The sequence below is a fragment of the Pseudomonas sp. 05N36 genome (genome assembly GCF_056397385.1).
Genome location: NZ_JBFTNH010000009.1, coordinates 64,449 through 78,167, shown reverse-complemented (window position 1 = coordinate 78,167; position 13,719 = coordinate 64,449). Strand labels below are relative to the sequence as shown.

At 60.1% G+C, this 13,719-nt stretch carries 12 protein-coding genes and 1 tRNA gene; 6 read left to right on the top strand and 7 right to left on the bottom strand.

Going from position 1 to position 13,719, the window contains the following annotated elements; genetic code table 11:
- Positions 1–29 precede the first annotated feature (29 nt).
- The 6 genes from pal (at position 30) to nadA (ending at position 4,339) form a co-directional block, all read left to right on the top strand.
- A complete protein-coding gene (gene pal, locus AC1DIH_RS13855) occupies positions 30–527 on the top strand; it encodes a peptidoglycan-associated lipoprotein Pal (RefSeq protein WP_019693252.1) in 498 nt (165 codons plus the stop codon).
- A 6-nt stretch (positions 528–533) separates the two neighbouring features.
- Complete coding sequence (ybgF, locus tag AC1DIH_RS13850; RefSeq protein WP_477772097.1) at positions 534–1,367, top strand: tol-pal system protein YbgF; 834 nt, start codon at positions 534–536, stop codon at positions 1,365–1,367.
- 169 nt (positions 1,368–1,536) lie between these two features.
- Positions 1,537–2,184, top strand: coding sequence for a 7-carboxy-7-deazaguanine synthase QueE (gene queE / locus AC1DIH_RS13845; protein ID WP_477772096.1), 648 nt, complete (start codon positions 1,537–1,539; stop codon positions 2,182–2,184).
- Position 2,185: 1 nt separating this feature from the next.
- Entirely contained in the window at positions 2,186–2,878 is a 693-nt protein-coding gene (queC, locus tag AC1DIH_RS13840) for a 7-cyano-7-deazaguanine synthase QueC (RefSeq protein ID WP_477772095.1), read from the top strand.
- A gap of 63 nt (positions 2,879–2,941) precedes the next feature.
- A tRNA-Lys gene (locus AC1DIH_RS13835) sits at positions 2,942–3,017 on the top strand.
- Between the two features lie 263 nt (positions 3,018–3,280).
- On the top strand, positions 3,281–4,339 hold the full coding sequence (gene nadA, locus AC1DIH_RS13830) for a quinolinate synthase NadA (protein WP_054593706.1): 1,059 nt from the start codon (positions 3,281–3,283) through the stop codon (positions 4,337–4,339).
- A 157-nt stretch (positions 4,340–4,496) separates the two neighbouring features.
- Here the strand turns inward: nadA and AC1DIH_RS13825 are convergent, their stop codons facing one another.
- The 7 genes from AC1DIH_RS13825 to AC1DIH_RS13795 all read right to left on the bottom strand — a co-directional run bounded on the left by AC1DIH_RS13825 (position 4,497) and on the right by AC1DIH_RS13795 (position 13,620).
- Positions 4,497–4,985 (bottom strand): RDD family protein, encoded by a 489-nt coding sequence (locus AC1DIH_RS13825; protein WP_019693244.1) that lies wholly within the window; start codon positions 4,983–4,985, stop codon positions 4,497–4,499.
- 97 nt (positions 4,986–5,082) lie between these two features.
- Positions 5,083–5,295, bottom strand: a complete 213-nt coding sequence (locus AC1DIH_RS13820) for a cold-shock protein (protein ID WP_007931076.1) — start codon at positions 5,293–5,295, stop codon at positions 5,083–5,085.
- Between the two features lie 401 nt (positions 5,296–5,696).
- A complete protein-coding gene (gene gcvT / locus AC1DIH_RS13815) occupies positions 5,697–6,821 on the bottom strand; it encodes a glycine cleavage system aminomethyltransferase GcvT (protein WP_477772094.1) in 1,125 nt (374 codons plus the stop codon).
- Between the two features lie 41 nt (positions 6,822–6,862).
- A complete protein-coding gene (locus AC1DIH_RS13810) occupies positions 6,863–8,239 on the bottom strand; it encodes an L-serine ammonia-lyase (protein WP_477772093.1) in 1,377 nt (458 codons plus the stop codon).
- A gap of 203 nt (positions 8,240–8,442) precedes the next feature.
- On the bottom strand, positions 8,443–11,292 hold the full coding sequence (gene gcvP / locus AC1DIH_RS13805) for an aminomethyl-transferring glycine dehydrogenase (protein ID WP_477772092.1): 2,850 nt from the start codon (positions 11,290–11,292) through the stop codon (positions 8,443–8,445).
- Positions 11,293–11,301: 9 nt separating this feature from the next.
- A complete protein-coding gene (gene gcvH, locus AC1DIH_RS13800; RefSeq protein ID WP_477772091.1) occupies positions 11,302–11,685 on the bottom strand; it encodes a glycine cleavage system protein GcvH in 384 nt (127 codons plus the stop codon).
- A gap of 426 nt (positions 11,686–12,111) precedes the next feature.
- Positions 12,112–13,620, bottom strand: a complete 1,509-nt coding sequence (locus tag AC1DIH_RS13795) for a sigma-54-dependent transcriptional regulator (RefSeq protein ID WP_477772090.1) — start codon at positions 13,618–13,620, stop codon at positions 12,112–12,114.
- Positions 13,621–13,719: the final 99 nt, after the last annotated feature.

The following is a 13,719-nucleotide window of genomic DNA, read 5'->3' as shown; positions in this document are numbered from 1 at the left end:
ACACATTGGGGTTCATTAGGAGTTTCACGATGGAAATGCTGAAGTTTGGTAAGTTTGCTGCGCTGGCCCTGGCCATGGCTGTAGCTGTAGGTTGCTCGTCCAAAGGCGGCGACAACGCCGGTGCAGGCGCTGTAGATCCAAACGCTGGTTACGGCGCTAACACTGGTGCAGTTGACGGCTCCCTGAGCGAAGAAGCTGCTCTGCGCGCAATCACCACCTTCTACTTCGAATACGACAGCTCGGACCTGAAGCCAGAAGCCATGCGCGCTCTGGACGTTCACGCCAAAGACCTGAAAGCAAACGGCGCTCGCGTTGTTCTGGAAGGCAACACCGACGAACGTGGTACTCGTGAGTACAACATGGCACTGGGCGAGCGTCGTGCGAAAGCCGTTCAACGCTACCTGGTACTGCAAGGTGTTTCCCCAGCTCAGGCGGAACTGGTTTCCTACGGTAAAGAGCGTCCAGTTGCTACTGGCCACGACGAGCAGTCCTGGGCTCAAAACCGTCGCGTCGAACTGCGTAAGTAATTCGTCATGCGAACGTGCCGTCGTGCTGTAACTGTTCTGGCTCTCAGTCTCGCACCGCTTGCGGTGTGGGCTGCGGTTCCTGTGGTCGATGACAACTCCGGTTATAACAATAGCGGGAGCAGTTATCCGCCTGCGGGTTACGGTACGAACGGCGCCTATGCCGGGGGAGGGGTTACGGCCCCTGCCTCGGCGCAGGGCGTGCTGTTCAACCAACTGCAACAAATGCAGGAACAAATCGCGCGGCAACAGGGGGCGATCGAAGTTCTGCAAAATGATATAGCGCGCATGAAGCAGGAAAACCTGGAGCGATACCAGGATCTTGATCGGCGTATTGGAACCGGCGGTGCACCCGCTGCGGCTCCTCAAAATTCTCCAGCCGGCGGCGATATGAATAATGCCGCCGGTGCAGCTGCAGGTGCGAGTGCTGCCACTCAAGCCCCTGCGGCCAGCAGCGAACCGGGTGATCCGGCGAAGGAAAAGCTCTATTACGATGCGGCCTTCGACCTGATCAAAGCCAAGGACTTCGACAAGGCCAGCCAGGCATTTGCGGCATTCCTGCGCAAATACCCGAACAGTCAGTACGCGGGCAATGCCCAATACTGGTTGGGCGAAGTGAACCTGGCCAAGGGCGACCTGCAAGGCGCGGGTCAGGCGTTTGCCAAGGTTTCGCAGCTGTACCCCAAGCACGCCAAAGTGCCTGACTCGCTGTACAAGCTCGCTGACGTAGAGCGCCGCCTGGGTCATACCGACAAGGTCAAAGGCATTCTGCAGCAGGTGGTTTCCCAGTACCCGGGTACTTCCGCCGCTCAGCTGGCCCAACGCGATCTGCAGCGCATGTAAGGCTGTTTGACCCGTTTACAAGAAACCCGCGCTTGCCGCGGGTTTTTTCGTTAGAATTCACCCCCCTTTTTTATGAAACACCGCTTTTAGGGATCTGCGCGTTGGCGGGGTTCCTTTAAGTGCCTGACGGAGGCGGACAGCCTGTTTAGCTGTTACGCCCGTGGCGACTATGCAAGACACATTGAGAATTACCGAAGTTTTTTACTCGTTGCAGGGTGAAACGCGGACTGCCGGGCTGCCCACTGTATTTGTGCGCCTGACCGGTTGCCCATTGCGTTGCCAATACTGCGACAGCGCCTATGCCTTCACTGGCGGCACCATTCGCCCACTCGACGATATCCTCGAGCAAGTGGCCGGCTTTCGTCCGCGCTACGTCTGTGTCACCGGCGGTGAGCCGTTGGCACAACCTAACGCCATCCCTTTGCTCAAGCAGTTGTGTGACGCCGGTTACGAGGTGTCGCTGGAAACCAGTGGCGCGCTGGATATCTCCGCAGTCGATCCACGGGTCAGCCGAGTGCTCGACCTGAAAACACCCGGGTCGAAAGAAGCGCACCGCAACCTCTATGAGAACATCGCGCTGCTGACGGCCAACGATCAGGTCAAGTTCGTGATCTGCTCGCGCGAAGACTACGACTGGGCGGTGTCCAAGCTGATTCAGTACGGTCTCGACCAGCGTGCCGGTGAAGTCCTGTTCTCGCCGAGTCACCATGACTTGAGCGCGCGCGAGCTGGCTGACTGGATTGTTGCGGACAACCTGCCGGTGCGCCTGCAATTGCAGCTGCACAAATATCTTTGGAACGACGAGCCGGGGCGCTGAAATGGCTGAACAACTGAACACTACTGAAAAACGTGCGGTCATCCTGCTGTCCGGCGGCCTGGACTCGGCAACGGTCGTGGCGATGGCCCGTGCTGAGGGCTACAGCTGCTACACCATGAGTTTCGACTATGGTCAGCGCCACCGCGCCGAGTTGCAGGCTGCCGAACGTGTGGCGCGCGATCTGGGCGTGATCGAGCATAAGGTGATTGGCCTGAACCTGAACGGCATTGGTGGCTCGGCATTGACCGACAGCTCCATCGATGTGCCTGAGGCGCCAAGTGAAGGTATCCCGATCACTTACGTGCCGGCCCGCAATACGGTGTTCCTGTCTCTCGCATTGGGCTGGGCCGAAGTGCTCGGCGCGCGCGATATTTTCATCGGCGTGAATGCGGTGGACTATTCCGGTTACCCGGATTGCCGTCCCGAGTTCATCGAAGCCTTCGAGCGCATGGCCAATCTGGCGACCAAGGCCGGGGTAGAGGGGAACGGTTTCCGTATTCAGGCACCGCTGCAAAACCTCAGCAAGGCGCAAATTGTCCAGGCGGGCGTGAAGCTTGGCGTCGACTATGCACTGACGGTTTCCTGCTATCAGGCAGACGATAACGGCCGTGCATGCGGCAAGTGCGACAGCTGCCGTTTGCGTGCAGAAGGCTTCCTGGCGGCCGGAATCAGCGACCCAACCGTTTATTTTTGATTTATTTCAAATTAGGTGTTGAATAGTCCTTAAAAATCAGTATTATACGCGCCACCACACAGCGGGTCGTTAGCTCAGTTGGTAGAGCAGTTGGCTTTTAACCAATTGGTCGTAGGTTCGAATCCCACACGACCCACCATTTTAAAAAATCTGGAAGGCCCACGTAAGTGAGGATTTCCGGGTTTTTTTTTGCCCGCGATTTGAGCTCGGCTCAATTCGAGTGCAGCTCCGCGCGACACAGGTCAGAATGATCTTTTGCATCTCGGGGATATTCTGTAGCCTTGCGCAGCTTCAACGCTGTCCATGCCTGATGAATACTCACTCTCCCGGCGGTACCTTCTGTGGTCCGGAGCCGGGTGTATACTCGACTTTCGCGCGAAAGCGCCTGTAGGTCTTGCGATAATGACGCAAATTTCAGAACGCCTTCTGGTACAAGCCCACCTCGACGCCAAACAGCCAAAACCGCTGAGCGCCGAAGAGCAAGCCCATTACCGCGCCGCCATCGCCGCCGAGCTCAAGGCTCAGGACGCGGTGCTGGTTGCCCACTTCTATTGTGATCCGATCATTCAGGCCCTGGCCGAAGAAACCGGTGGCTGCGTTTCCGATTCGCTGGAAATGGCCCGCTTCGGCAACGCTCACCCGGCAAAGACCGTGGTGGTTGCCGGTGTGAAGTTCATGGGCGAGACGGCAAAAATCCTCAACCCTGAAAAACGCGTGCTGATGCCGACCCTGGAGGCGACCTGCTCGCTGGACCTGGGTTGCCCGGTCGACGAGTTCTCGGCGTTTTGCGATCAGCACCCGGAGCGTACGGTGGTGGTATATGCCAACACCTCGGCAGCGGTGAAGGCGCGGGCGGACTGGGTGGTGACCTCCAGCTGCGCGCTGGAGATTGTCGAGAGCCTGATGGATAACGGCGAGACGATCATCTGGGGCCCGGACAAACACCTGGGCACCTACATTCAGCGCAAGACCGGCGCCGACATGCTGCTCTGGGACGGCGCCTGCATCGTTCACGAAGAGTTCAAGGCCAAACAGCTGGAAGACATGAAGGCCCTGTATCCGGATGCCGCGATTCTGGTGCACCCTGAATCGCCGACAGCGGTGATCGAGTTGGCCGACGCGGTGGGCTCCACCAGCCAGCTGATCGCCGCTGCGCAAAGCCTGCCGAACAAGACCCTGATCGTTGCGACCGACCGCGGCATTTTCTACAAAATGCAGCAGCTGTGCCCGGACAAGGTCTTTATCGAGGCGCCTACCGCCGGCAACGGCGCGGCATGCCGCAGTTGCGCGCATTGCCCGTGGATGGCGATGAACACCCTCGAGCGCACGCTACAGTGCCTGCGTGAGGGCTCAGGCGAGATCTTCGTCGAGCCGGCGCTGATCCCTCAGGCAATTCGCCCGCTCAAGCGCATGCTCGACTTCACCGCGGCAGCGCGGATGAAGCTGGCGGGTAACGCCTGATCATCTGTGGCGAGGGAGCTTGCTCCCGCTCKGCGGCGTAGCCGTCGTAAAGTCCTGGATGCACTTTTAACCGGCAAATCGAGTTGGCAGTTTTAGGGGCGCTTCGCGCCCCAGCGGGAGCAAGCTCCCTCGCCACAGGGTTCGGAGTTTCGAGGGGTTATTTTTTCTTCTTCGGGATCCGCACCAGCTGGCTGTTGGAGTACATGTCGTGCCAGCTGCGCTGCTGTTTGTCGAAGAGTACCCAGAAGAACCCCAGGCCTGCGCACAGCAAGGACGCGATCGACACCACAAAGCGCAACAGCGCCTGCCACAGGCTGATCGCCGAACCGTCGGCGTTCTGTACGCGGATGCACCAGACTTGCATGCCGAGGGTCTGACCGGACCAGGTCCAGAATTTGGCGAAGAAGCCAAACAGCACGAACAACAGGATGGTTGAAAAAAGCGGATCGCCATCCAGTGCGCCGGCCTCGGTCAGGGCGCGCATCTTCTCTTCGCCGATGATTGCCATCTGCACCATCTTGTAGATACCGCCGGTGACGATAAGCAGGGCGGTGCACAGCAAGAAGTCGTAGAACATCGCTGCCAGGCGACGGCCCAGGCCGGCGATAGGGAATTCACCCTGGGGGCTTAGCAGGTGTTTCGACATGGAGTGGCTCTCGGCTGGAAAAAGAAGCCATTTTACGGAATTACGCGTACAAAAAAGCCCCTGATGTCAGCATCAGGGGCTTTTTCGTTACAGAAGATCAGCCTTCTGCTTGTACTTCGTCAGCTTGCATGCCTTTCTGGCCCTGCACAGCGATGAAAGTGACTTTCTGGCCTTCTTTCAGGCTCTTGAAGCCGTTGCCCTGAATGGCACGGAAATGCACGAACAGATCCGGACCGCTTTCTGGAGTGATAAAACCAAAACCTTTCTCGTCGTTAAACCACTTGACGGTGCCGCTCTGACGTTGGGACATTTCTTATTTCCTTTGACGCAAAAATTGATGACAGCCTCTTTCTCATGAAAGAGTACTGGAGCTGGTTGCAGGAGAGTAAGAGGCGTCGAGCGGGATGTAGCTAACTTGTAGGCTACTGCCCAGGTCACGATTCCAAGCGACCCATGCAAACACAGTGAACAAACTCTACGCCAACTACGGGAGAAAAAACAAGCCCCGTGGAAGCCGCGTATTGCTTGGCTTGATGGCTGTTTCACAGGATGGATAATGCTGCTTATTCGATAGTGTTGTTCAATTGTTTTCGATTGATATAAGTCAAGTTCACAATCGAAGTGCCTGATCCAGGTATGCACTGTTTTATGGCGGTTGCGTTACAGATTAGTGCACTGTTACGCAACCGCGTTACTTATAGGAACAGTCAATCAACCACGATAGTAGCGTTGTGGAACAAATGGCATTTTGCTTACAAGCAAAGGCACCTTTTTCCCACGTACAATCGCCCAAACCTGGGTATCGAGTGCGATGTAAGCACTGTCGAGGTAACCCATGGCCAAAGGGCCACCCAAGGTCGGCCCGAAGCCGCCGCTGCAGACGCTGCCGATGATTTCGCCTGCTTCGTTGACGATTTCCGCACCTTCGCGCACCGGCGTGCGTTCCTGAGGCAGCAGGCCGACGCGTTTACGGCGGACACCGTTTTGTTGCTGGGCGAATACGGTCTCGGCGCCCGGGAAACCACCGGCACGCGCACCGTCGGCACGTCGTGGCTTGGAGATGGCCCACAGCAGGCTGGCTTCGATCGGTGTGGTTTCGGTGTTCATGTCGTGGCCGTAGAGGCACAGGCCGGCTTCCAGGCGCAGCGAGTCACGGGCGCCGAGGCCGATGGCCGCGACTTCCGGTTCGGCCAGCAAGGCCCGAGCGAGGGCCTCGGCATCGGCGGCCGGCACGGAGATTTCGAAACCGTCTTCACCGGTGTAGCCCGAACGGCTGACAAAGCAGTCGACGCCGAGCAAGGTCACGCGGGTGAACTGCATGAACGTCATCTGCGCCACTTCAGGGGCCACACGCGCGAGCACGGTCACTGCGGCCGGGCCTTGCAGGGCGAGCAGGGCGCGTTCTTCGAACAATGGCTCGATGCTGCATTGATCGCCGATGTGCTGGCGCAGGTGCGCCAGGTCCTGATCCTTGCAGGCGGCGTTGACCACCAGGAACAACTCGTCGTTCCCGAGGTTGGCGACCATCAGGTCGTCGAGGATGCCACCGTTCTGGTTGGTGAACATCGCATAGCGCTGCATGCCCACTGGCAGGTCGATGATGTCCACCGGCACCAGGGTTTCCAGGGCCTTGGCGGCGTTGGCACCGGTCAGGCGGATCTGGCCCATGTGCGAGACATCGAACAACCCGGCCTGATCACGGGTGTGCTGGTGTTCTTTCATCACGCCCAGCGGGTACTGGACCGGCATGTCGTAGCCGGCGAATGGCACCATGCGCGCACCGAGTTCGATGTGCAGCGCGTGCAGCGGGGTTTTCAACAGTTGTTCGGTGGACATATGCAGCTCCTGAAAATTGCACTGATGCAGATACGTTCGCATCAGCACTCGATAATGTTGACCGCCAAACCGCCACGGGCGGTTTCCTTGTATTTGCTTTTCATGTCGGCACCGGTCTGGCGCATGGTGCGGATGACCTTGTCGAGGGAGACGAAGTGCTGACCGTCGCCGCGCAGGGCCATGCGCACCGCATTGATGGCTTTGACCGAGCCCATGGCGTTGCGCTCGATGCACGGCACTTGCACCAGCCCGCCAATCGGGTCGCAGGTCAGGCCGAGGTTGTGTTCCATGCCGATTTCGGCGGCGTTTTCCACTTGCTGCACCGTGCCGCCGAGCACTTCGCAGAGCGCGCCGGCAGCCATTGAGCAGGCCACGCCGACTTCGCCCTGGCAACCGACTTCGGCGCCGGAGATCGAAGCGTTTTCCTTGTACAGAATACCGATGGCGGCGGCGGTGAGCAGGAATCGCACCACGCCGTCTTCGTTGGCACCGGGGATGAAGCGCATGTAGTAATGCAACACTGCGGGGATGATCCCGGCTGCACCATTGGTGGGCGCCGTGACCACACGCCCACCGTTGGCGTTTTCTTCGTTGACCGCCAGCGCATACAGGTTGACCCAGTCGAGCACCGACAATGGATCGCGCAACGACGACTCCGGGTTCTTGCACAGTTGTCGATGCAGCGCCGCCGCACGACGCTTGACCTTCAAGCCTCCGGGCAGAATCCCTTCGTTACGGCAGCCGGCAGCCACGCAGTCCTGCATCACTTGCCAGATCTTCAGCAGGCCGGCGCGGGTTTCCGCTTCCGGGCGCCAGGCGCTTTCGTTGGTCAGCATCACCTGGCTGATGGACAGCCCATAAGTGGCGCAATGGCCGAGCAGGTCCTTGGCGCTTTTGAACGGGAAGGTCAGCGGCGTCGCGTCCTCGACGATACGGTCGGCGCCGGCAGCGTCTTCGTCGACCACAAAACCGCCACCGACCGAGTAATACTCGCGGCTGCGGATCTGGATGCCGGCCGCATCGAAGGCACGAAAGATCATGCCGTTGGGGTGATAGGCCAATGGCTTGCGAATCATCGCCAGGTGCAGTTTTTCATTGAATTCGATGACGTGCTCACCGAGCAGGTTCAAGCGACCGCTGCTGCGAATCTCGAGCAGGCGGGCGGCGATGTTCTCGGTGTTCACGGTGTCCGGGTGTTCACCTTCCAGACCCAGCAACACGGCCTTGTCGCTGCCGTGGCCTTTGCCAGTGGCGCCGAGCGAGCCGTAGAGCTCGACTTTGACGCAGATAGTGGCTGCCAGCAGGTTTTCACGACGCAGGCCTTCGACGAAGCGCGCAGCGGCGCGCATCGGACCGACGGTGTGGGAGCTGGAGGGGCCGATGCCAATCTTGAACAGGTCGAACACGCTTAACGACATGGTTGTTCTCCGGTTTCTTGTTATAGGAATTGACCGATCATGACGGTGGGCTCTGATCCCTGTGGGAGCGAGCCTGCTCGCGATAGCGGACTGACATTCAACAAAGATGTCGACGGATAGACCGCTATCGCGAGCAGGCTCGCTCCCACAAGAGATATGCGGTGTTTTTGAAAGTGGGGCGGGATTAGCCGCCCCACTCAGGTTTAAGCGTAGCTTTCGATCGACGGGCAGGCGCAAATCAGGTTGCGGTCGCCGAACACGTTGTCGACCCGACCGACCGGTGGCCAGTATTTGCCTTCGATCAACGAAGCGACTGGATACACCGCTTGCTCACGGCTGTACGGGTGAGTCCACTCGCCAACGATTTCCGCAGCCGTGTGCGGGGCGTTTTTCAGCGGGTTGTCGTCCTTGTCCAGGGTGCCGTTTTCCACTGCGCGGATTTCTTCGCGGATGCGGATCATGGCGTCGCAGAAGCGGTCCAGTTCTTCCTTGGATTCGCTTTCGGTCGGCTCGATCATCAACGTGCCGGCCACCGGGAACGACATGGTCGGTGCGTGGAAGCCGAAATCGATCAGGCGCTTGGCCACGTCATCGACGCTGATGCCGCTGCTGTCTTTCAGCGGACGCAGGTCGAGGATGCATTCGTGGGCGACCAGACCGTTGCTGCCGGTGTAGAGCACTGGGTAGTGTTCTTCGAGGCGACGGGAAATGTAGTTGGCGTTGAGGATCGCCAATTGCGAAGCCCGCTTGAGGCCAGCGCCGCCCATCATGCGGATGTACATCCAGGTGATCGGCAGAATGCTCGCGCTGCCGAACGGTGCCGCGCAGACCGCGCCTTCCTTGCGTTCCATGGCCGCGTGCCCCGGCAGGAACGGCGTCAGGTGCGATTTCACGCCAATCGGGCCAACACCCGGGCCGCCACCGCCGTGCGGGATGCAGAACGTTTTGTGCAGGTTCAGGTGCGACACGTCGCCGCCGAACTTGCCCGGTGCGCAGAGGCCGACCATGGCGTTCATGTTGGCGCCGTCGATGTACACCTGGCCGCCATTGTCATGAATGATCCCGCAGATTTCGCGGATGCCTTCTTCGAACACGCCGTGGGTCGATGGGTAGGTGATCATCAGCGCGGCGAGGTGCTCGCGGTGCTCGATGGCTTTGGCGCGCAGGTCTTCGATGTCGACGTTGCCGCGAGCGTCGCAGGCGGTGACGACCACGCGCATGCCGGCCATGTTGGCAGTGGCCGGGTTGGTGCCGTGGGCCGACGACGGGATCAGGCAGATGTCGCGGCGCTCTTCGCCACGGCTCTGGTGGTAGGCGCGGATCGCCAGCAAGCCAGCGTATTCGCCTTGGGAGCCGGCGTTCGGTTGCAGCGAAATTGCGTCGTAACCGGTGGCAGCGCAGAGCATTGCTTCCAGTTCGTCAGTCAGTTGCTGGTAACCGGCGCTTTGCTCTGCCGGGGCGAACGGGTGCAGGGCGCCGAATTCGGCCCAGGTCACCGGGATCATTTCACTGGCGGCGTTGAGTTTCATGGTGCACGAACCCAACGGGATCATGGTGCGATCCAGCGCCAGGTCCTTGTCGGCGAGCTTGCGCAGGTAGCGCATCAGCTCGGTTTCCGAATGGTAACGGTTGAACACCGGGTGGCTGAGGATCGGCGATTGACGCACCAGTTCAGCCGGGATGCGGCTTTGTACCGAGGCGGCCAGCGCGGCGAAGTCCGGCAGGGCTTTGCCGTCAGCCAGCACGCTCCACAGGGTTTCGATGTCGGCTTGGGTGGTGGTTTCGTCGAGGGACAGACCCAGACGCTCGCCATCGATGACACGCAGGTTGATGCGCTGGGCGCGGGCCTTGTCGTGCAGGGCCGCGGTGTTGGCGCCGGTGGCCAGGGTCAGGGTGTCGAAGAAGTTTGCTTGCTCAACGTTCAGACCCAGTGCGCTCAAGCCTTTGGCGAGGATCGCGGTCAGGTGATGAATGCGGTTGGCGATCTGCGTCAGGCCTTTAGGCCCGTGATACACGGCGTACATGCTGGCGATGTTGGCCAGCAGCACTTGGGCGGTGCATATGTTGCTGGTGGCTTTCTCGCGACGGATATGTTGCTCGCGGGTCTGCATGGCCAGGCGCAGGGCCGGCTTGCCGAAACGGTCCACGGAGACGCCGACCAGACGGCCCGGCATGTCGCGCTTGAACGCATCCTTGGTGGAGAAGTAGGCCGCGTGCGGGCCACCGAAGCCCAACGGTACGCCGAAGCGTTGGGCGCTGCCGATGGCCACGTCGGCGCCGAACTCGCCCGGCGGGGTCAGCACGGTCAGGGCCAGCAGGTCAGCGGCGACTGCGACCAGCGCATTGGCAGCGTGGAAGCGTTCGGTCAGCTCGCGGTAGTCGAACAGGTCGCCGTTGCTCGCCGGGTATTGCAGCAGAGCGCCGAAGAACGTGCTGACATCGGTCAGTTCGCGTTCGTCGCCGACCACCACGTCAATGCCCAACGGCTCGGCACGGGTGCGCAGCACATCCAGGGTTTGCGGGTGGCTGTGGATCGAGGCGAAGAAAGCGTGGCTGCCCTTGTTCTTGCTCAGGCGTTTGCAGAAGGTCATGGCTTCAGCAGCGGCAGTGGCTTCGTCCAGCAGGGACGCGTTGGCGATCGGCAGGCCGGTCAGGTCGCTGATCAGCGTCTGGAAGTTCAGCAGCGCTTCCAGGCGACCCTGGGAAATTTCTGGTTGGTACGGGGTGTAGGCGGTGTACCAGGCCGGGTTTTCCAGCAGGTTGCGCAGGATCGGCGATGGCGTGTGGCAGTTGTAGTAGCCCTGGCCGATGTAGGTCTTGAACAGTTGGTTCTTGGCGGCGATGGCTTTGATCGAGGCCAGGGCCTCGGCTTCGCTCAAGCCGTCTTCCAGTCCGAGAACGCTGGTGCCTTTGATGCTGTCGGGGATGACGCTGGCGCTCAGGGCTTCCAGCGAGTCAAAGCCGAGGCTGTTGAGCATGGCTTGCTCATCGCCAGCGCGCGGGCCGATGTGGCGCGCGATGAATTCGTTGGCGGTGCTTAGATTGATAGTCATTGCGGCTCCTCAGGCTTCGGCGTTGGCTTTGATCAGACGGTCGTAAGCGTCCTGATCCAGCAGTTTGGCGACAGCCGAGGCGTCGACAGGCTTGAAGCGGAAGAACCAGCCTTCGCCCAGCGGATCTTCGTTGACCAGTTCAGGGCTGCTGTCCAGCGCCGGGTTCACTTCCAGCACTTCACCGTCCAGTGGCATGTACACGCCGCTGGCAGCTTTTACCGATTCCACGGTGGCTGCTTCAGCGCCTTGTTCGTAGGACTGCAGCTCAGGCAGTTGTACGAAAACCACGTCGCCCAAGGCGTTCTGTGCAAAGGCGGTGATGCCGACCGTAACACTGCCGTCAGCTTCGGTGCGCAGCCATTCGTGATCTTCAGTAAAACGCAACTCGCTCATGGAAACTCCTCAGGGCCAGACTCGTCTGGTGGACGCGATTGAATGCTCGTGCAGGGCAGAGCTGAATAGCCAGATACATAGCAAGAACGCGGCCAATGTTTTTTAATTGTTATAAATCAATAGGTTGATGATTATTTTGGGCGAGGTGAAAAACACGACTGTAGCGAAATCGCTACAGATTGAGGCGTGTAAAAAAGCCTATGGGGATCAAAGCCTTGCGTAGCGCAGTTTAAATGGGTGTGTAGCGAAATCGTTCCGCTGTAGCGCATTCAGTACAGGTGGAGGTCGTTTTTGAAGTAAGTCGCGCAGTGGTGGCTAACCCTGTGGGAGCGGGCTTGCTCGCGAATGGCGCGCCACGGTCATTCAGATACACCGCGTTATCGTTCTTCGCGAGCAAGCCCGCTCCCACATTTGACCGCGTCAGGTTCAGGCCTTGCCGGGAATCCCGTACTTGCGCAATCGATGGGCGATGGCGGTGTGGGAGGTTTGCAAGCGGCTGGCCAGTTGGCGGGTCGAGGGGTAGTTGACGTAAAGCTTTTCCAGCAGGGTTTTCTCGAACGCTTCCACGGCCTGCTCAAGGCTGTCGACATCCACGTCGCTTTCGCGCGCCACGGAGGTGCCGGCGATGTCCAGGTCGCCGATGTCCACCAGGCTGCTTTCGCAAATGGCTGCGGCGCGGAAGATCACATTCTGCAATTGCCGCACATTGCCCGGCCAGCGGTTGCCAAGCAGGGCCGGGTAAGTGCCGGGCGCCAGGCGACAGACCGGGCGCTGGATCTGTGTGCAGGCCTGCTGCATGAAGTAGCGGGCCAGCAACAGGATGTCCTGACCGCGCTCACGCAGCGGCGGGACTTCGACGTTGAGCACGTTGAGGCGGTAGAACAGGTCTTCACGGAACGCGCCCTCGCTGACCATTTTTTCCAGGTCGCGGTGAGTGGCGCTGAGGATCCGCACATTGACCTTGACCTCGCGATCGCCACCGACCCGACGGAAGCTGCCATCGTTGAGGAAACGCAACAGTTTGGCCTGCAAGTACGGCGACATTTCGCCGATCTCGTCGAGGAACACGGTGCCCTGGTTGGCCAGTTCCATCAGGCCTGGCTTGCCGCCACGCTGAGCGCCGGTGAAGGCGCCGGGGGCGTAGCCGAACAGCTCGCTTTCGGCGAGGTTCTCCGGCAATGCCGCGCAGTTCAATGCCAGGAACGGCGCGCTGTGTCGGGCGCTGATCGCGTGGCAGGCGCGGGCCACCAGTTCTTTGCCGGTGCCGGTTTCACCCTGGATCAGCAGCGGCGCATCGAGCGCCGCCACCCGTTGTGCACGGGCCTTAAGGGTGCGGATCGCCGGGGATTCGCCGAGCAACGCATCGAAACCTTCGGCGTGATCGTGGTGCAACGCCGAGAGCTGCTCACCGATGCGATTGGGTTGGTACAAGGTCAGCAGGGCGCCGGCATCGGTGATGGGCGTAGCGTCCAGCAGCAAGGTCTGGCCGTTGACGGTGATCTCGCGCAACGGCAGACGAAAGCCGTTTTCCAGCAACGTATCCAGCAACGCCGGATCGCTGAACAGCTCGGCGACGCTTTCCCCGGCGGGTTCACGGCCGTACAAGGCGATCAGCGCCGGGTTGGCCAGCAACACGTTGCCCGCGCTATCGAGGGCCAGCACCGGGTCGGTCATCGCCGCCAGCAACGCGTCGAGTTGCAGGTGCCGACGTTGGCCGGGAAGAATGTCGACCACCGTCACCGCTTGCACGCCGCGCACGTTGAATAGCGCATCGCTCAGCTCTTCGAGCACTTGCGGGCTAAGGGTCGGCGCATCGATGTAAACGTTCGGTGGAACCATTTCCACCGCATCCAGATTGAGATTGCGCCCACCGAGCAAGGCCAGGACTTCCTGGGTTATGCCGACGCGGTCGATGAAGCTGACGTGGATACGCATGGGACGGTTCAGTGTTCTGGAGTGCGGAGGGTGGCAAGTATGCCTTGGGGCGGGCTAATGGTGAAATCCTGCGCAGGACTTCACCTCAACACCGCTCCG

Bases quoted from the DNA above. Each gene is read 5' to 3' on its own strand.
- gcvP (WP_477772092.1), bottom strand. From the start codon at position 11,292: ATGACTATCAATCTAAGCACCGCCAACGAATTCATCGCGCGCCACATC.
- AC1DIH_RS13825 (WP_019693244.1), bottom strand. From the start codon at position 4,985: ATGTCGAAACACCTGCTAAGCCCCCAGGGTGAATTCCCTATCGCCGGC.
- pal (WP_019693252.1), top strand. From the start codon at position 30: ATGGAAATGCTGAAGTTTGGTAAGTTTGCTGCGCTGGCCCTGGCCATG.
- ybgF (WP_477772097.1), top strand. From the start codon at position 534: ATGCGAACGTGCCGTCGTGCTGTAACTGTTCTGGCTCTCAGTCTCGCA.
- queE (WP_477772096.1), top strand. From the start codon at position 1,537: ATGCAAGACACATTGAGAATTACCGAAGTTTTTTACTCGTTGCAGGGT.
- AC1DIH_RS13795 (WP_477772090.1), bottom strand. From the start codon at position 13,620: ATGCGTATCCACGTCAGCTTCATCGACCGCGTCGGCATAACCCAGGAA.
- gcvT (WP_477772094.1), bottom strand. From the start codon at position 6,821: ATGTCCACCGAACAACTGTTGAAAACCCCGCTGCACGCGCTGCACATC.
- gcvH (WP_477772091.1), bottom strand. From the start codon at position 11,685: ATGAGCGAGTTGCGTTTTACTGAAGATCACGAATGGCTGCGCACCGAA.
- AC1DIH_RS13810 (WP_477772093.1), bottom strand. From the start codon at position 8,239: ATGTCGTTAAGCGTGTTCGACCTGTTCAAGATTGGCATCGGCCCCTCC.
- AC1DIH_RS13820 (WP_007931076.1), bottom strand. From the start codon at position 5,295: ATGTCCCAACGTCAGAGCGGCACCGTCAAGTGGTTTAACGACGAGAAA.
- nadA (WP_054593706.1), top strand. From the start codon at position 3,281: ATGACGCAAATTTCAGAACGCCTTCTGGTACAAGCCCACCTCGACGCC.
- queC (WP_477772095.1), top strand. From the start codon at position 2,186: ATGGCTGAACAACTGAACACTACTGAAAAACGTGCGGTCATCCTGCTG.